The following is an 18,241-nucleotide window of genomic DNA, read 5'->3' as shown; positions in this document are numbered from 1 at the left end:
AGATCCGGGAAGACCCAAGCGTCTTGCCGATAGAGCGGTTCATGGTTCCCCTATAACCATGAACCGCTCTAGCCCCCCGGGTCGACCGGGTCGAAGGGCAGGTCGATATTGCCCGAGCGCGGCCGGCCCGGGTCCGGAAACCGTTGCGGCGGCGGCGCGGACAAGGGCGGCCACGGCGCCAGGCCGGGCGGCTCGTCTCGCAGGTCGGGCGGCAGCACCGGCGTGGTCAGAATCAACGGGCCCGTTGTTTCCGGCGGCGGCGGCGCACTGCGGCCATTGTCCGGCACGTCGACGGACGGCACCGGCGGCGTATTCACGATCAGCGGTCCGGACCCGTCCGGCGCTACCGGCGGTTCCGACCCGAGGCTCTTGCGCAGGGCCTCCCTCAACCGTTGATCGAGCGGCTTCTGGCCGCTTTCCTGCGCCGTGGGGGCAATCTTCAATTCCGATTCGACGGCGGCGGCCTCGGCCCGCGCCGCCTGGCGCTGGCGCGCCATGCGTTCGGCTTCCAACGTCGAGTCCTGTCGGCGGGCGGCCTCGCGGCGGGCGGCTTCCCGCTCCGCCGCCTCGCGGCCCTCGCGCGCGATGCGCTCCGCCTCCAGGCGCGCCGCCTCCAGGCGCACGCGGGCGATGCGTTCGGCTTCCTGCAGACGTTCCGCCTCCCGCCGCTCGCGGGCAATGCGCTCGGCTTCCAGACGCGCCGCCTCCCGGCGCTCGCGCAAAATCTGCTCGGCTTCCGCTTTCGCCGCCTGCAGGCGGGCGGCCTCGCGGCGGGCGGCTTCCCGCTCCGCCGCCTCCTCATGCAGGCGCGCCCTGCGTTCGGCTTCCAACCGCGCCGCCTGCTCGCGCGCCGCCTGCCGGCGCACCGTCTCCGCCTGGACGCGCATCAAGTGCTGGGTCCGCAACCGTTCCGCCGCGATGCGGGCATTCTCGCGCTTTTCGCGCGCGCGGCGCATATGCTCGTGGGTCTGCTGCATCAGGATGCGGTCGAAACGCTCCCCCTCCACCGCGTCCGCCTGCGCCGCCTCGAGACGGCGCACATCCTCCTCGAGCCGCCGCACGGTGAGATATCCGGTCAGCGCGCCGACGTCGAGCTGGCGCTGCGGCCCCGCCAACGGCCCGGCGAAGACCAGCGTGACCGGCGGGACCGCCGCCAGCTTCTCGGTTGCGGCCGGCGTCAGCGTCCATTCGCTGTCGAGCTTGAGCTGGTGCAGGTCGACGAGCGTCGACGCGACCAGGCTGGCATCCTTGGATTCCAGCGCCATATTCTTAGCCGAGACGATGCCCTCATTGACCTCGAACACCCCGTCGAAGCTGTCAAAGGCAAGCGCGCCGGCGGCGAGATAGCCCTGAAACACGTTCAGGACCCGGTCCTCCTTCAGCTCCAGGCCGGAATCGGCGGCCTTGACGATTTCCACGAAGGCGTTCGGATCGAGGCCGCGCAGCACGCCGTTGCGGGCGCTGATCTTTCCTTCCCCGCCGAGCGAGGAGACGAGGCCGAGCCAGCTGCGCCCGGAGCCGTTGACACGGGTGGAAAGGTCGATGCTGCCGGTTGCGACCGGCGTCCCGCCGGGAGCCCAGGCCAGCTCGTCGAGGACGGCGTCCTCGAGGCTGATGTCGGCGGTAAAGGTCACGCCGCGCTGCAGCACGGAGTCGGCCAGCCGCAGATTGGCCGTCGCCTCGCCGCCGAAAAGTCGCCCCTGCAGGTTGTTGAGGGCGGCGCTGCCCGGCTGCAATTGCAGGTCGAAGCGGGCGCCGCCCATCAGCGCGCCGCCGGGAAGCTCGAGCCGGTTGGTGCTGACGCCAACCGTTCCCTCGAAAAGCCACGTTGTCGCAAGGTCGAACGGCGCCTCCGGCCAGGCGCCGGGCACCGGCTCGCTGCTCTCCGCGCCGAGCAGCGTGGCAAGCAGCCAGGGCAGGCTCAGCATATCCAGATCGAGATTGCCCTCAAGGCGCCGGCCGCCTTCGGCCGGCAACTCGAGCCGCAAATCGCCGATGAACGTCTGCCGCCCCGTCTGGCCGTCGATGTCGTGGAGCCGCCAGCGCGCGCCCTGGCGCTCGAGCGTCCCGGAAATCTCCGCCTTCACTGGCATCTCGGCGTCCTTGCCCGGCGCATCGAGCCGGCGCAGCAGCAGACGGGCGTCCTCGGTCGCGGCCTCGATGCGGCCCGCGAAGGCGGTTCCGGAGTCGATGGTCAAGGTCCCGTCCATCTGGCCGGTCACGCCGAGAAAGCCCGCCTCTGCGCTCAGTTTCGCGCCTTCGGCCAGCGGCCCGGCAAGCTTGAGGCGCACCCGGCCGGGCAGCTTTTCCTCAGCGCCGTTCGCGCCCGGCGGAATGCCGAGCTGGGCCAGCAACTTTTCGCCGTCCGGATTGCTTGCCTCCGCCGATACCTCGAAGGTGCCGGCGCGCAGGTCGGACAACTGGCCGCGAAAGCTTGCCTCCGTCTTGGCAAGGGTGCCGCCCAGGGCGGCGGAAAACGTCGCCTCCACCTCGGTGCCGGCGTCCGAGCGGATCGCTTTCAGCGTCGCCTCGACGGCTGCCGGGCTGATCGCGGCCGCCTGCGCCGCCAGCTCCGCGCCGTCGCGTCCGGTAAATCCGAGTTCTGTCGCAAGCCGCGCCACGCCGGTCAGATCGTCCGAGGTCATCGAGGCGATCAACTCGCCGTCCGCCCGGCCGAACACGTCGTCGACGCGGCCGGACGCGGCCAGCGACGTGCCGCCGAGATCGCCCAGCGACAGGCTGTTTACGGTGAGCGAGCCCTGCGAATAGACGAGGTCGGCGACCAGCGCCCGTCCGGTCACGTCGCCGAGGCTCAGGCTTTCGGCATCGAGCCGCAAGGCGATGTCGGGCGGCGGGCGTCCCTGCCCTGCCTCCTCTGCGCCCGCCTCGCCCGCGGTCCGCGGAACGATCTCGAAATAGCGGTCGAGGTCGAGCGCGTCGAGGGCGAGCACCAGATCGAGCTTGCGCGAGGCGCCTTCGCCGCCCTGGTAGAAGACCCGTCCGGCGATCGCCGTATCGTCGAGATGCGCCTCGAGGTCGTCGAGCCTGAACACGCCGTCGCGCAGGCCGAGCCGCGCCTTGGCCACGATCGCCGCGGCCCCCGGCCGGACCCTGAGAGTGCCAACGCTGAAATCCTCGATCCCCAGCCATTGCAGGAGCAGCCCGGCCTGGAGCGTCTCCAGCTGGGTCGTGGCGTCGAGCGACGGCGCGGCATCGCCGAGCGCCACCGTCCCCTTGCCCGTCAGCACGCTCTTGCCCGGCAGGCGGACGCTGAAATTCTTCACCGAGACCCTCGCCTCGGCGACGTCGGCGGCAACGTCGAGGTCCTCGGCAAGGCTGCCGTTGATGAGCACCGCATCGGCCGCGAGCCGCAGGGCAAGCGGCGCATTGAGCGCCTTGATCCACGTCTCCAGCCCCGACGCCACCGCGCCGAGCTCGCCGACCGCGGCCCGGCCCCCCGGCCCATGGCCGAGCGCCCGGTCGAGATCGATCTGGCTTGCCCGCATCTCGGCGTCGAAGCGCAAGATCGGATAAAGATCGATCCTGCCGCCGCCGGCAAGCTGCACCGCCCGTTCGTCCTCGCCGATGCCGATCGAAAGTGTCTTCGCCGTCACCGCGAGCGGCGTCGCCTCGATCTCCATGGTGGCCCGCCAGGGCGCCCCGGCCCGCTCGGCGCGGTAGGCCTGCGGCACGTCCTCGCTGACCGCCGCCGTGACCCGTTGCAGCCACGCCTCGCCGCGGAACTCCGGTTGCCCCTCGGAGGCCGAAAGCAGCCCGTCGAGGGCAAGCTCGAATTCGCCGCTCGCCGGCTGTACGGCAAGCTTGGTCCGCAGCGCGCCATCCTCCTGCACCTGCCCGGTGGCAAGCCGGAACGCGTACAGCACGCCATCGTCGATGACGCCGCCTGCGGCCTTGAACGGCCCGCTGAGCGAGGGGGCCCCGCCAGTCAGGTTGAACCCGGTCAGGGTCCGGACTTCCCGCATGTGCTCGTCGCGGATGGTGATCGAGCCCTCGCGGATCTCCAGCGCGTTGAGGGACACGCGCCGCGGATCGATCGAGCTGCTGGCGGCGCCGAAACCGGGCAGCTCGACGCTGCCGTCGCTGCGCCACAGCACCTGCAGCGCCGGCTCTTCGATGATCAGCTCATCGAATTCGATCTTGCCGCTGAGGATCGGCGCCAGCGCCATGCGCGCCTGGATGCGCGGCGCGGTAAGCAGCGGCATGGCGTCCTCTCCCCCGTAGGCGTAGACGCGCAGGCCGTTCGCCTTCAGGACCGGAGTCGGCAACAGGCGCAACTCGACCACCTCGCCGACGCTGACCGGCTCGCCGGCCACTTCGCTCAGGCGCGCTTCGAGGAGGTACTTGTAGGCGTTCCAGTCGATGAGGAACGGCCCGAGCAGCGCCGCGAACATGGCAAGCACGACGGCCACGCCGACCGAGAGCAAAACCGAGTTCACAAGGCTATCCCCGCGAAATGGGTCAAATTGCAACTCTCAACTTACATCCCCGCCCGCCTGGTGCCCTATTGGCTGCCGTCTACCGCATTGCCGCCGTAACTTTCTTATAGGGCAAAAATCTTACCTGGATTCATAATGTTATCAGGATCAATTGCCTTTTTTATGGCGCGCATGAGGTCGACGCCATTTCCGTGTTCCATGGTTAAATACTTCATCTTGCCTTCGCCGATGCCGTGCTCGCCGGTGCAGGTGCCTTCCATGGCCAGCGCCCGCTCCACCATGCGCTCCAGCATGGTTTCGGCGCGGGCCAGCTCGTCCGCATCGTCGAGGTTGACCATGATCGTGGTGTGGAAATTGCCGTCGCCGACATGGCCGACCAGCGGCGCGTGCAGATTGTTTTTCTCGATGTCGCGCTTGGTGTCGAGCACGCATTCGGCCAGCCGCGAAATCGGCACGCAGACGTCGCTGACGAGGGCCTTCTTGCCGGGCGCCGAGGCGACGGCGGCGAAATAGGCATTGTGGCGCGCCGTCCACAGCCGGTTGCGGTCCTCCGTTTCGGTCGCCCAGTCGAAGGGGCCGCCGCCGAACTCGCGCGCAATCTCGCCGAACCTCTCCGCCTGCTCGCGCACGCTGTTCGGCGAGCCGTGAAACTCGACGAACAGGGTCGGCGTCGCCTTCAGCGACAGCTTGGAATAGGCGTTGCAGGCGCGCACCTGCACCTCGTCGAGAAGCTCGATGCGGGCCACCGGGATCCCCGACTGGATGGTCGCGATCACCGCCTCGCAGGCGCCCTTGAGCGTCGAGAACGGGCATACGCCGGCGGATATCGCCTCCGGGATGCCGTGCAGCCGCAAGGTCAGTTCGGTGATCACGCCGAGCGTGCCTTCCGCGCCGATGAAAAGGCGGGTGAGGTCGTAGCCGGCCGAGGATTTCTTCGCCCGGCCGCCGGTGTGCACGATTTCGCCGGAAGGCAGCACCGCGGTCAGATTGAGCACATTGTCGCGCATCGTGCCGTAGCGCACCGCGTTGGTGCCCGAGGCGCGCGTCGCCGCCATGCCGCCGAGGCTGGCGTCGGCCCCCGGGTCGATGGCGAAGAAGGTGCCGGTGTCGCGCAGATACTCGTTGAGCTGGACCCGCGTCACGCCGGCCTCCACCTTGCAGTCGAGGTCCTCCTGATGCACGGCGATGATGCGGTTCATCTGCGAAAGATCGACCGAAACGCCGCCGAAGGGCGCATTGACGTGGCCCTCGAGCGAGGTTCCGGTGCCGAAGGGGATGACCGGAACGCGGCGCTCGGCGCAAACGCCGACGATCTCGGCGACCTCCTCGGTGGTTTGCGCGAAGACGACCGCGTCCGGCGGCGTATTGCGGTGCCAGGTGATCGTGCTCGCGTGCTGCTCGCGCACCGCCCGACCGGTCGAGAAGCGGTCGCCGAACCGCTGCTTGAGCACGGCGAGCGCCTCGTCCGTCCCCTTGCGCTCCCTTTTACGCACGGATTGCATCGTCTCTCTCTCCGACGGGCGCCGCGCCGGCGGGTGCGGGCCGACCGATCATTGCCCCAAACCTATCAGAAACCGCCAAATGGGCCAAAGCCGAAGGCGGCTACATTCCGTCTTTTGACGCGTCCCGCGCCTGCGCTATGAAGGAACAGGACCCGATTCCGGACAAGGAACGCCTCCGCCATGCCGTTCGAAGCGCCCCTCACCTCGCCGATCATGCATGTCGAGCCGGCATGGATCGACTATAATGGCCACTTGAACATGGCCTACTACAATGTGTTCTTCGACCGCTGCGTCGACAACGCCTTCGCCCTCGTCGGCATGGGGCCGGACTATGTGAAGAGCCGCCATGCCTCCTTCTACACGCTCGAGGCCCATGTCACCTATCTCGCCGAGCTTGGCGAGGGCGACGCGGTGCGGGCGACCTTCCGGATCATCGACTTCGACGCCAAGCGGGTGCACGCCTTCCAGGAGCTCTATCACGCCGCGAACGGCTTCCTGTCGGCGACCTCGGAGACCATGACCCTGCACGTCGACACCCGCGCCCGGCGCTCGGCGCCCTTCCCGGACGACGTCATGACCCGGATCGGGGAAATGCATGAGGCCCATGCCGGCTTGCCGCGCCCGTCGCAACTCGGCCGCGTCATCGCCATTCCCCGCCAGCCGAGGTGACCCGGCCTTGGCTCGCCTGCGCAACCGGTTCCGGGCTACCTTGCGGTTGGCGCGTCGGGGGCTCGCGGCCCACGCGGTCGGCTGGGCGGCGCCCAACATTCGCGCCGCCCTCACCCGCCGCGACGGCATCGTCTGGCTGATCGCCATCGCCGTCGGGCTGGCCGCGGCCGGCGGCGCCATCGCCTTCCGCGTCGCCATCGCCATGACCCAGGTGCCCTGGCTCGGCGGCGCCAGCGAGGCGGTGGCCTCGATGGCCCGCACCAGGCCCTGGTGGGTCATTCTGCTGGCCCCTGCCGCCGGCGGGCTCCTGGTCGGGCTGGCGCTCGGCTATCTGATGCCCGGCCGCCGCGCCGAGAGCGTCGCCGACGTCATCGAGGCGCAGGCCGTCGGCGGCAGCCGCATCCCGCTGCGCCGCGGGCTCATCAGCGCCGGCATCGCCGCCGTCTCGCTCGGTTCGGGCGCCAGCGCCGGTCGCGAGGGCCCGGTGGTGCATCTCGGCGCCAGCCTCGCCTCGGCCCTGAGCGCGCGCTTCCACCTGCCGCCGGGCGGCCGGCGCACCATCCTCGCCTGCGGCGTCGCCGGCGCGGTCGCCGCCTCCTTCAACGTGCCGATTGCCGGCGCCCTGTTCGCCCATGAGGTGATCCTCGGCCACTATGCGCTGTCGGCCTTCGTTCCGATCGTCATATCCAGCGTCGGGGCGAGCGTCGTCTCGCGGCTCTATTTCGGCGACTTTCCGGCCTTTACCGTGCCCAGCTACCACATCGCCTCGCTGTGGGAGTTCCCGGCCTTCGCGCTGCTCGGCCTGACCTGCGCGCTGGTCGCGATCCTGTTCCAGTTCGCCATCATGGGCACCGACTGGATCGCGCGAAAGGTGCCGCTCAGGCTGTGGCTGCGGCCGGTGGTCGGCGGCCTCCTGGTCGGCGCCATCGCCATCTTCTTCCCGGAGATCCTCGGCGTCGGCTACGAGGCGACCGACATGGCGCTGAACCAGCAATTGCCGCTGATGATGCTGATCGCCCTCATCGTCGCCAAGACGGCGGCGACCGCGATCACGCTCGGCAGCCGCTTCGGCGGCGGCGTGTTCTCGCCCTCGCTCTATCTCGGCGCCATGACCGGCGGCGCCTTCGGCTATATCGCCGCGGCGGCCTTTCCCGAGATCGCATCCAGCCATGGCCTCTACGCCATACTCGGCATGGGCGCGGTGACCGCCGCCGTCCTCGGGGCGCCGATTTCGACCACCATGATCGTGTTCGAGCTGACCGGCGGCCTGGCATTGTCCATCGCGCTTCTGCTGACGGTGTCCGTCGCCAGCGCCGCCACGCAACTGATCCACGGCCGCAGCTATTTCCACTGGCAGCTCGCCATGCGTGGCCTGTTTCTGCGCGAGGGGCCGCACAAGCGGCTGGGGCGGCTGTTGCGGGTCAAGGACTTCATGCAGCCGATGGGCGAGGGCGAGGCGATCACGGCCTTCGACGCCGCCTCCGGCGAGCCCTGGCTGACGCCCGCCGAGACCATCGAAACCGCCTTGCGCGTCTTCGCCGCCGAAGGCGTCTCCAAGGTGCCGGTCGTCGACGAGAGCGACGAGAGCCGCATCGTCGGCTGGGCATTTCACGTCGACGCGCTCGCCGTCTTCAACGAGGCGCTGATCGACGCCAGCATCGAGGAGCACCGGTAGCTATTTTGCGTGGCCCAGTGCGCCGCCACGCACCGTGACGCGCGGCGCCGGGGCGGAATGCAACCTTCCGCTTCCGGAACAAGCACCGGACATCGTATGGCGCCGGCCCACAAGGCCGAAGGTGACCTCAAATCGGACCCGGACTGGCGACCGGGTCAGCGTCTGTGATTTGCCGCTTTCGCGCTGTTGTCTCAGGAGAAAATCCGCGAGCCCGACATTTGCTCCTGGACAGTCACATCGTGCACGTCGTGCGGACGAGCAATGTCATCGGGTCTATGGAAAACTCACCGCCAAGACTCTTGCCGAACAGTGCAAGCCAGCGCGCCTGGGCGACATAGGCGGGCCGTTCCCGGGCCTCGGCGCACGGGTATTTCGATCCGGCTAGGTTCTGCAAGTGGTGGACCATCTCATGAACGAGCACGGAGAGTTCGGCGGGAGTGGCGCCAGTCCATCCTTCCTGCACATAAATCGTCTGAGTGGCGTCGTCGTAAAGGGCCACCACATCGTACTCCCGATCCCACGATACGGTTCGGTCGCCCCCATTATCGACATGCGTTGCCCGGTCTGGAAGCAAGCCGCCGAAACGGAGCATCTCCAGCTTTGCCAGCGGAACGAGCATTACCCGCGGCGGATCCTGGACGGCCGACATACCAAAGTCTGCCGAAAGCCAGGCAGCGATCGCGGCCAGAATTGCGGGCGTAGGCGGGCCGACGCCCCGCTGTAGTTTGGCTGCGTTGAGAACGCGGACAGTAATTCCCGATACATTATCGATTTGCTCCAGTCGCCTTTCTGTGATCGAGGACAGGGAACCGGAATTCAGCTTCTGGACAGGTTGGGCCAAGGACGGGCCGAGCGTCGTCAACATGAGGAACGCCGCGCATAGGCTGGAATGATTCGGCATGGTCTCCTCCACCGAAGGGAGGCCCAACAATGCCAGCGGTGGCTTCCCCCCGTCCTCGAGACGCGCCTGATTTATCGCTGAATTATTCCCGCCATTTCCCTGAGGCTGGTATGCTTGCGCAGTGGAGGAACCGTGCTCTACGACTTCGAAGAATATTCCATCGATACCGACCGACAGGAATTGCGGCGGGGAGCCAATCTTGTCGCTGTCGAACCGCAGGTTCGAGATCTTCTTCTCTACCTCATCCGCAATCGCGAGCGCGTGGTCAGCAAGGATGACTTGATCGCGGACGTTTGGAACGGTCGCATTGTATCGGATTCGACGCTTACCAGCAGAATTACCGCCGTTCGCAAAGCCATCGGCGACAGCGGCGCGCATCAACGATTGATCCGCACCATCTCGCGAAAGGGGCTGCGCTTCGTAGGTGAGGTCCGCGAGAAACACAACGCCGATGCCGCCGACTCCTCAAGAATGGCGAAGGACCGAGACACAGCGCTTGAGTTGCTGCTCGGCACGGCGGTGCCTGCGCTCCCCGACAAACCCTCAATCGCAGTTCTGCCATTCACCAATATGTCCGACGATCCCGAACAGGAGTATTTCAGCGACGGAATTACCGAGGACATCATCACCGCCTTGTCGCGCTTGAGGTGGTTCTTCGTCATCGCCCGCAATTCAACCTTTGCCTACAAAGGAGAAGGTGCGGACGTGAGACAAGTGGGACGCGATCTTGGAGTCCGCTACGTTCTTGAAGGAAGCGTCCGCCGGAGCGGGAAGCGAGTGCGCATCACCGCCCAGCTCCTGGACGCGGCTACAGGCACCCATATGTGGGCGGAGCGATATGACCGTGAGCTTATCGACATATTCGCTCTGCAGGACGAGATAACAGCAAGCGTCGCGGCGGCAATCGAACCAAAGCTTTTGGCAGCCGAGGGTACGCGGGCTGAAACACGCCCGGTCGAAAATCTAGATGCATGGGATCTGGTCGCGCGCGCCGTGACGCGCTTCTGGAAGCTGTCCGCCGCCGACAGCGAGACGGCAATCGGCATCCTGCACCAAGCCGTTGAGCGTTATCCAAATTATGCACCTCCGCATAGCTTGCTGGCGTTCGCGCTACTCGTCGCAGGTCACATGGGTTGGAGACCCTCAGGAAATGATCGGGAGTCCGTCGAGCGCCTTGCGCTCCGCGCGGTCCAACTCGATGGAAGCGATCCGTGGGCGTACATGGCGCTTGGTTACCTTGCCTTTGCGGTACGACGAACCGATGAAGCCGTCGGCCGCTTTTTCACCGCAATCGATCTCAATTCGAACTTCGCGGCCGCTTATGGATACGCTGGCTGGGCACAGGCTCATGACGGCCGCTCCGATGAAGCGATCAAGAACCTACAAAAAGCAATAAGGATGAGCCCCCGCGATCCCTTCAATGTTTTCTATATGGCCGGTTTTGCTGCCGCTCATTACATCGCGGGCCGGTATGCCGAAGCAGCGGAATGGGCACGACAAGCTCTCCTGATGCGACCTGGTCATCTCGGTGCACGCCGAAAGCTTTGCGCAAGTCTGGCGCAGGCGGGGCTAATCGAGGAAGCAAGATCGGAAATGGCACAACTGCAAGAGCTTCAGCCAAACCTGTCGCTTGCCTGGATTGAGCAGGCTGTACCCTACACCTCCCGGCCGATGATCCGCTTTCTGGATGGCATGCGCAAAGCTGGCCTGACGGTTTGATCGGCTCTCATAGCCGAACGCCGGATTGTGGCAGCTCACGCAGTTCACCGTCTGCGCGTCGGAAAGGCGCGGATCGAAGAACAGCATCTTGCCGAGGGTCGCCATCTGCGGCGAATAGGGAGCTCGCTCCGGGAACGGGATAGACAAGGGCCTCCGGAAGAGCTCCTTCAGCGTGACGAGGACCTCGTCGGTTTCGGCAAGCGCGCTTTGTCCGCCGATGACGGCTGCGGCGGCCACGGCCATTGTCAGGATCCAGTTGCGGATCGACCCAGTTTCCCTCATGCCGCGCGGCCGCCACATGCGCTGCCGTGTGTCCGGCAAAAATTCCGATTTGCTTGAACGCTTTTTCCCGAACGGCGCATTCCTACGCCAAGTAGCGTCCGCCGGAGAAAAAAGAGCATAAACCCTGCTAAGGATTGGATAATGATCATGATTTCCGCAAATGCTTGCCGCCGCGCCGCGCGCTCCGGCGCGCCGGCCGGGAGACGCCATCGGCGGCTCGCCAAACCGCCGGCAAGTGCTATGGTGCAAGGCTGATGCAGATTCGGTCACACCCATGACGAGCCGTTCGTCTCAAAGAGCGGCGCCGCCTGAGCCTGCGATCCGCGAGGGCGGCATCGCTCAGCGCGCGCTTGCCGCGAGTGGCGCGCCCTATCTTGCCGCCCTCAACGCCGAGCAGCGCCACGCGGTTGAGACCCTAGACGGCCCGGTGCTGGTGCTCGCCGGCGCCGGCACCGGCAAGACCCGCGTGCTCACCACTCGTATCGCCCATATCCTGCGGACCGGCCGGGCGCGGGCCCACGAGATCCTGGCCGTGACCTTCACCAACAAGGCGGCGCACGAGATGCGCGAGCGGGTGATTGCGCTCATCGGCGAGTCGGCGCAGGCGATGCCCTGGCTCGGCACCTTCCATTCCATCGGCGTCAAGATCCTGCGCCGCCACGCCGAGCTGGTCGGCCTCAGGCCCGATTTCACCATCCTCGACACCGACGACCAGATCCGCCTGCTGAAGCAGGTCATCGCGGCGGAGAATATCGACGAGAAGCGCTGGCCGGCGCGCCAGCTTGCCGCCTATATCGACAATTGGAAGAACCGCGGGCTGATGCCCGACAAGGTGCCTGCCGGCGACGCCTTCGCCTATGCTAACGGCCGCGGGGCGCATCTCTATGCCGCCTATCAGGAGCGGCTGCGCACCCTCAACGCCGTCGATTTCGGCGATTTGCTGATCCTCTGTCTCAAGCTGTTCCAGGAGCAGGCCGACGTGCTCGACAGCTTCCAGAAGCGCTTCCGCTACATCCTGGTCGACGAATATCAGGACACCAACGTCGCGCAATATCTGTGGCTGCGGCTGCTGGCGCAGCAGGGCGGCAATATCTGCTGCGTCGGCGACGACGACCAGTCGATCTATGGCTGGCGGGGTGCCGAGGTCGACAACATTCTGCGCTTCGAGCACGATTTTCCCGGCGCCCGGGTGATCCGCCTGGAGCGCAACTACCGCTCCACCTCGCATATTCTGCAGGCCGCCTCCCATCTCATCGCCCATAACGAGAGCCGCCTCGGCAAGACCCTGCACACCGACGGCGAGGACGGCGAGAAGATCGCCGTGCGCGGCCTGTGGGACGGCGAGGAGGAGGCCCGCGCCATCGGCGAGGACATCGAAGATCTCCAGCGACACGGCCACGGCCTCGACGAGATCGCCATCCTGGTGCGCGCCTCCTTCCAGATGCGCGAGTTCGAGGACCGCTTCGTCACCCTCGGCCTCAACTACCGGGTGATCGGTGGCCCGCGCTTCTACGAGCGGGCGGAGATCCGCGACGCCCTGGCCTATCTCAAGCTCACCGTCAACCCGACCAACGACCTGGCCTTCGAGCGCATCGTCAACACGCCGCGCCGCGGCCTCGGCGACGCCACTCTGAAAGTGCTGCACGAGCATGCCCGCTTCGCCGAGGTGCCGCTGACCACCGCCGCCCGCACGCTGATCGAGACGGAGGAGGTGAGGGCGGCTCCGCGCCGGGCGCTCGCCGCGCTGTTGGCCGATTTCGAGCGCTGGCGCTCGCTCGTCGACACGCTGCCCCATGTCGAACTTGCCGAGATGGTGCTCGACGAGTCCGGCTACACCGAGATGTGGCAGAACGAGAAATCGGCCGACGCGCCGGGCCGGCTCGAGAACCTGAAGGAGCTTGTCCGCTCCATGGACGCCTTCGGCTCGCTTGCCGAGTTCCTGGAGCATGTATCGCTGATCATGGACGCCGACAGCGCGACTGCCGGCGACGAGCGGGTCAACCTGATGACCCTGCATGCGGCCAAGGGGCTGGAGTTCGACACCGTGTTCCTGCCCGGCTGGGAGGAGGGCCTGTTCCCGCATCAGCGCGCGCTCGACCAATCGGGCCGCGCCGGGCTCGAGGAGGAGCGCCGGCTTGCCTATGTCGGCCTGACGCGGGCGCGGAAGCGGGCGCGCATCTCGTTTGCCCAGAACCGCCGCATCCATGCCCTTTGGCAGTCGAGCATCCCGTCCCGCTTCCTCGACGAATTGCCCGAGGAGAATGTCGAGATTCTCGGCCGCGACGGCAGCTTCGCCGGCTCCATGGGCGGGCCCTATGGCGCCAGCCGGTTCGATTCCGAGGTCGCCTTCGCCGGCTCCTACGAGACCCCCGGCTGGCGGCGCGCCCGCCGCTCCATGCGCCGCGGCCCCGGCGCCCAGGGCCCCGGCGCCCAGGGCATGCCCCCGACCATCGACGGCGAGTTGACCGTGCGCGAGCACGAGACCGTGACGCGATTTGCCGTCGGCGAGCGCGTGTTTCACCAGAAATTCGGCTACGGCCGCATCGCCGCCATCGACGGCAACAAACTCACCATCGATTTCGACAAGGCCGACCGCAAGCGCGTGCTCGATTCCTTTGTCGAGCGCCCCTGAGCCCGGCTGGCTCCCCTCCCCTTCTTAACCTTCCGTTAACCATAGGAACATTCTTTCCCGCAGAACTTATCCCCGCTCTCCGGAGCGCTCTTAGACCCAAGCCCATCCCCCGCCCGAGGGCCGGAAGAAAGGCGGCATAACCCGGATCGATCCAGATCGCGGCAACGGCGAAGCTCGCCCTCCTGCTCTTTGACAGCGTGGTTGCGAAAGTCGGTCGCGAGCCGCAATAATCAGTAAAACGCCGTCAGGGTGCCGTCGTCGAGCAGCACGAACAGGCCGCCGGAGGCGACGATCGGGGCAATATGGCTGGGGGCGCCGAGCTCGTACTGGCCGCCGACCTCGCCGGTGAGGGCGTTGACGGCGACCATTTTCTTGTTCGAGGAGGTCAGCCACAGCCGGCCGCCGGCCACCGCCGGCCCGCCCCAGCGGACGCTGGCTTCGCCGGGCAATCTGGTCAGCCAGCGCACCTTGCCGCTCGCCCGATCGAGCGCCACGAGCTGGCCGTTCAGGGAAACCACATAGGCCGTCTCGCCGGCCACGGCCGGGGCCTGGGTACCGGCGATGTTGCGGGTCCACAGCCGCTCGCCGGTCTTCTCGTCGACGGCGACCATGCGGCCCGAAACCGAAACGGCGAAGACCATGCCGCCATCGATCACCGGCCGGGCGGCGACGTCGTTGATCCCCGACAGCGTGGTCAACAATTGCGTCCGGGTCAGCGAATCGACCCACATCGGCTCGCCGCTGTCGGCATTGAATGCGATCACCTCGCCGGAGGAATAGGGCGCGACAACGGTGGTGCCGGAGACCGCGGGGCTGGCGTTGGCGATCAGGCCGGCGGCCTCGGGAATACCGCGATAGGACCAGACCTGGCTGCCGTCCTCGGCCGACAGCGCGTAGAGCTGGTTGTCGGCGCCGATGATGAACAGGTGCCCGCCGCTGGCGGTCGGCGCCGAGCGGATCGGCACCGTCACCTTGCTGACCCAGAGCTGGCCGCCGGAGGCCGGATCGAGCGCGACCACCTTGCCAAAGCCGGTCGCCGCGAACAGCCGGCCTCCGTCGGCCGCCAGACCGCCGCCGCTGATGACGTCGGCCTCCTCCTCTTCCGGCCGCAGCGACACGCTCCATTGCCGGCCGCCGGTCAGCGAATAGGCGCTGACTTGGGCGGCGGTGTCCATGACGAAGACGCGGCCCTGATAGACGATCGGCGAAGCGGACAGCCGCGCCTCGTCGTTGGAGCCGCGCGCCGCCCGGGCGCTCCAGGCCTGCTTCGGCGCCGATCCGAGGGCGAGGTGGCCAGGGGCGTTGCTGGCCGGCCCGCCCGATTGCGGCCAGTCGGCGTTGGCGCGCGCGGCCGGCAGCGCCGGAACCTGCGCCGCCTGCGGATCGGCGACCAGCGGGTCGGTCTCGAGAAGGATCGCCTGCCGCTCGCCGGGCAATCTCTCTTCCTTCTCGGCGAAGGGATTGATGTCGCCGAGGGAAAAGCCGGACGAGCAACCGGAAAGCGCCACCAGGACCATCGCGGTCAGGATCGGATTGCGCGGGAAAGGCCTCATTGCGCGGCTCCGGAACCGGCGGCGGCCGCGGCGCGCCTGTCCGGCGCGATCAGCGTCAGCATCATGTCGGCGCGCTGGCGCAGCTCCTGCGGCGCCCCGAGATCGGCGGAGATGGTCTCGAAGGCCTCGGCGGCGGCGTCGATGTTGCCCTCGCGGTAGGCGGCAAGGCCGAGAATCTCCCAGGCCGAGTTGCGCCACGGATTGGCCGCCTCGGTGACCCCGGCAAGCCGGTCCTTGAGGCTTTGATAGGATGCCGTGTCGACCAGGACCAGCGCCGCCTTGACCCGCGCCAGATCTCTGAGCACCGGATCGCCGGCCGCGGCCGCCAGCGCCTCATAGTCGGCAACCGCGCCGTCGCGATCGCCGCTGCGGGCCTTGGCGGCAGCCGCCGCGAAGTGGGCGAGCACCGGATATCCGCCGCTGCCGCTGCGCGTGAGCTCCTCGAAGGATTTGAGGGCGTCGGCCTCCCTGCCCTGCTGGGCAAGCTGCAGCGCTGCCTCGAACCGGGCGCCGGAATTGGCCGCCTGGCGCGCCTGATACCAGGTCCAGCCCTTGTAGCCGGCGACGCCCGTGACGATCAGCACCGCGGCGGCGACGATAAGGACAGCGTATTTCTTCCACAGCTTCTGCAGCAGCTCCTGGCGCAGATCTTCGTCGACTTCGCGAAAGATGAGATCGTCGCTCATGACCGGCGTCCGCTGCTCTTACCTATGCTAGAGCGGTTCATGGTTATAGGGAACCATGTGACCGGGATGATTTTGCGCCGTGGCCAGGCGCGGCTCGCCGGGCGATGCGGTGCATCGGCCAACAGCCGCAACTCCGCCACGGCGCAAAAGAACCCGGCCTTCGGTGGGCCCAATCGGCCCACCGGGTTCTTTGCCGCGCTCGCCCGATATCCCGTATCGCGCGTCGCGGCCCGCGCCTGCCCGTATGAACCGACTTGGCCCATCGAATCGATTCCCTATAACCATGAACCGCTCTAGTTCCCCCGATGGCGCGCGACCATAGCGGCGTGCGCGTGCCGACGCAAACCTTCCTGGCCTGCCTTAAGGGCTTAGGCCTTCTTCTTGCTCTTGCCGGGGGCCTTGTCCGGCTTTTTCATGGCGTAAGTGTGGTCGGGGGTCGGGAACGCGCCGCCCCGGACCTCCTCGGCATAGCCCCGGATCGCCGCTTCGATGGCGCCGCCGACGCTGCCGAATTCCTTGACGAATTTCGGCACCCGCGGCGACAGGCCGAGCATGTCCTCCATGACCAGGATCTGGCCGTCGCAATGGCGGCCGGCGCCAATGCCGATGGTCGGGATCGGTATTTTCTTGGTGATCCGCGCCCCGAGCTCCTCCGGTATCGCCTCCAATACGACCGCGAAGGCGCCGGCGTCTGCGACCGCCTTGGCATCGTCTTCGAGCGCCGCCCACTGGCTCTTCTCGCGCCCCTGCACCTTGAAGCCGCCCATGACGTTGATCGATTGCGGCGTCAGGCCGATATGGGCCATCACCGGCACGCCGCGCTCGGTGAGATAGTGGACGGTTTCGGCCATGCGCCGGCCGCCCTCGAGCTTGATGGCGCCGCACTGGGTCTCCTTGATCACCTTGGCGCAATTGCGGAACGCCACCGGCGGGCTCTCCTCGTAGGAGCCGAACGGCATGTCGACCACCACCAGCGCCCGCCTGGCGCCGCGCATCACCGCGCGGCCGTGCATGATCATCAGCTCGAGCGGCACCGGCAGCGTGGTCTCGAAGCCGTGCATGACCATGCCCAGCGAATCCCCGACCAGGAGAAAATCGCAATGCGGATCGGCGATCGCCGCCGTGTGGGCGTGATAGGCGGTCAGCGACACGATCGGCGTTGCTCCCTTCATGGCGGCGATGTCGGGCGCCGTGATGCGGCGCACGGGGGCCTGGTCGGACATGGCATCTCCGTTGGCATCGACAGCGCGGCGGCAGGGCGCCGCACGCGCGCAAAGCGGCCCCTGTTATCTCCTTATTGCAACGCAGAATCAACAACGCGCCGCACGATCGGCGACGCGCCGGCCGGCCGCTCGCGGCAGCCGCATGGGATGGCGACAAGCTTGCGCGGCGGCGGGTCTTGTGCCATCGACAGGAGGGAGACGGAACCAAACGAGCCGCAATTGTCCGGCGATGACTTTTCCGGAATGATGCGGCGTGTCACGCGTTGCGGGGCGGCCTTGCGCTTTCGAAGATCCGATATGGTTCGTGCCGGTTTGCGGATCGCTGCGATTGGGCTGGCGGCTTTGCTGTCCGCCTGCGCGGGCGAGCTAGCCGCGGACGCATCGCTGAACGGCGACGCGACGCTCGCCTCCTACAACCCATCGGCTTCCGCCGACGCGGGCGAGGCGGGGGCCGCGGCAGAGGCCGAGACGCCGCAGCGCTATTTCATCGAATTTCGCGCCCGCTCCTTTCCGCCGTTCGGGCACACCTACATGATCTACGGCCCGCTCGACGAGAGCGGAAATCCGCTCGCGCGCAATTTCATCGGTTTTGCTCCGAAAGGCGGCGCGGTGGGCTATGCCGTGGCTTCCTCGCCGGCGTTCGTGCCGGGGACGCTCGAGCCGAACGAGCGCGATTTCAACATGACGCCTTTGGCGAGCTACCGGCATATTCTAACCCCCGGGCAATACGCCGCCGTGCTGGCCTTCGTCGCGAACGCCCGCAAGGAAGAGCACTGGTGGAACCTCTATCTGAACAATTGCAACAGCTTTGCAGGCGAGATGGCGCGCGCGGCCGGGATGAAGTCGCCGCTCGTTCCGACCGTGATTCCGACGCTGTTCGTCACCGAAATGCGAAACCTGAACGAGAACATCTAGGGCGCCATGTCTGAGCCTTCGGCGCCG

General features: G+C 67.2%; 12 protein-coding genes and 1 pseudogene. 6 read left to right on the top strand and 7 right to left on the bottom strand.

The window, feature by feature from the left end; translation table 11 throughout:
• Window positions 1-68: 68 nt before the first annotated feature.
• Together Q8P46_12925 and Q8P46_12920 are read right to left on the bottom strand one after the other, a co-directional pair.
• Window positions 69-4,457, bottom strand: a complete 4,389-nt coding sequence (locus Q8P46_12925) for an AsmA-like C-terminal region-containing protein (GenBank protein ID MDP2621052.1) — start codon at window positions 4,455-4,457, stop codon at window positions 69-71.
• Window positions 4,458-4,561: 104 nt separating this feature from the next.
• Complete coding sequence (locus Q8P46_12920) at window positions 4,562-5,959, bottom strand: FAD-linked oxidase C-terminal domain-containing protein (GenBank protein MDP2621051.1); 1,398 nt, start codon at window positions 5,957-5,959, stop codon at window positions 4,562-4,564.
• A 180-nt stretch (window positions 5,960-6,139) separates the two neighbouring features.
• On the opposite strand from Q8P46_12920, the gene Q8P46_12915 reads away from it, so the two are divergent.
• Both Q8P46_12915 and Q8P46_12910 read left to right on the top strand, forming a co-directional pair.
• Window positions 6,140-6,628, top strand: coding sequence for a thioesterase family protein (locus Q8P46_12915; protein MDP2621050.1), 489 nt, complete (start codon window positions 6,140-6,142; stop codon window positions 6,626-6,628).
• Between the two features lie 40 nt (window positions 6,629-6,668).
• Complete coding sequence (locus Q8P46_12910; protein MDP2621049.1) at window positions 6,669-8,303, top strand: chloride channel protein; 1,635 nt, start codon at window positions 6,669-6,671, stop codon at window positions 8,301-8,303.
• Window positions 8,304-8,535: 232 nt separating this feature from the next.
• Here Q8P46_12910 and Q8P46_12905 read toward each other — a convergent pair whose 3' ends face one another.
• On the bottom strand, window positions 8,536-9,204 hold the full coding sequence (locus Q8P46_12905; GenBank protein MDP2621048.1) for a hypothetical protein: 669 nt from the start codon (window positions 9,202-9,204) through the stop codon (window positions 8,536-8,538).
• Between the two features lie 132 nt (window positions 9,205-9,336).
• Between Q8P46_12905 and Q8P46_12900 the strand changes: the two genes are divergently transcribed.
• On the top strand, window positions 9,337-10,923 hold the full coding sequence (locus tag Q8P46_12900; GenBank protein ID MDP2621047.1) for a winged helix-turn-helix domain-containing tetratricopeptide repeat protein: 1,587 nt from the start codon (window positions 9,337-9,339) through the stop codon (window positions 10,921-10,923).
• 3 nt (window positions 10,924-10,926) lie between these two features.
• Here Q8P46_12900 and Q8P46_12895 read toward each other — a convergent pair.
• Window positions 10,927-11,166, bottom strand: a pseudogene (locus Q8P46_12895) (cytochrome c peroxidase).
• A gap of 313 nt (window positions 11,167-11,479) precedes the next feature.
• Between Q8P46_12895 and Q8P46_12890 the strand changes: the two are divergent.
• Window positions 11,480-13,837, top strand: a complete 2,358-nt coding sequence (locus Q8P46_12890) for a UvrD-helicase domain-containing protein (GenBank protein ID MDP2621046.1) — start codon at window positions 11,480-11,482, stop codon at window positions 13,835-13,837.
• Between the two features lie 230 nt (window positions 13,838-14,067).
• Here the strand turns inward: Q8P46_12890 and Q8P46_12885 are convergent, their stop codons facing one another.
• Together Q8P46_12885 and Q8P46_12880 are read right to left on the bottom strand one after the other, a co-directional pair.
• On the bottom strand, window positions 14,068-15,390 hold the full coding sequence (locus Q8P46_12885; protein MDP2621045.1) for a PQQ-binding-like beta-propeller repeat protein: 1,323 nt from the start codon (window positions 15,388-15,390) through the stop codon (window positions 14,068-14,070).
• Window positions 15,387-16,076: a tetratricopeptide repeat protein gene (locus Q8P46_12880; GenBank protein MDP2621044.1), complete on the bottom strand. Its 690-nt coding sequence runs from the start codon at window positions 16,074-16,076 to the stop codon at window positions 15,387-15,389. Before Q8P46_12880 ends, Q8P46_12885 begins: the two co-directional genes overlap by 4 nt.
• Window positions 16,077-16,142: 66 nt before the next feature.
• Between Q8P46_12880 and Q8P46_12875 the strand changes: the two genes are divergently transcribed.
• Window positions 16,143-16,373 (top strand): hypothetical protein, encoded by a 231-nt coding sequence (locus tag Q8P46_12875; GenBank protein MDP2621043.1) that lies wholly within the window; start codon window positions 16,143-16,145, stop codon window positions 16,371-16,373.
• A 71-nt stretch (window positions 16,374-16,444) separates the two neighbouring features.
• Here the strand turns inward: Q8P46_12875 and panB are convergent, their stop codons facing one another.
• The gene (gene panB / locus Q8P46_12870; protein ID MDP2621042.1) at window positions 16,445-17,299 is read right to left on the bottom strand and encodes a 3-methyl-2-oxobutanoate hydroxymethyltransferase; all 855 of its coding nucleotides are present in this window, start codon (window positions 17,297-17,299) and stop codon (window positions 16,445-16,447) included.
• Between the two features lie 297 nt (window positions 17,300-17,596).
• Between panB and Q8P46_12865 the strand changes: the two genes are divergently transcribed.
• Window positions 17,597-18,214: a hypothetical protein gene (locus Q8P46_12865; protein MDP2621041.1), complete on the top strand. Its 618-nt coding sequence runs from the start codon at window positions 17,597-17,599 to the stop codon at window positions 18,212-18,214.
• Window positions 18,215-18,241 lie beyond the last annotated feature (27 nt).

The sequence above is a fragment of the Hyphomicrobiales bacterium genome, from assembly GCA_030688605.1.
GTDB lineage: Bacteria > Pseudomonadota > Alphaproteobacteria > Rhizobiales > NORP267 > JAUYJB01.
The sequence above is the reverse complement of the archived record's forward strand: the minus strand, read 5'-3'. Positions and strand labels throughout refer to the sequence as shown.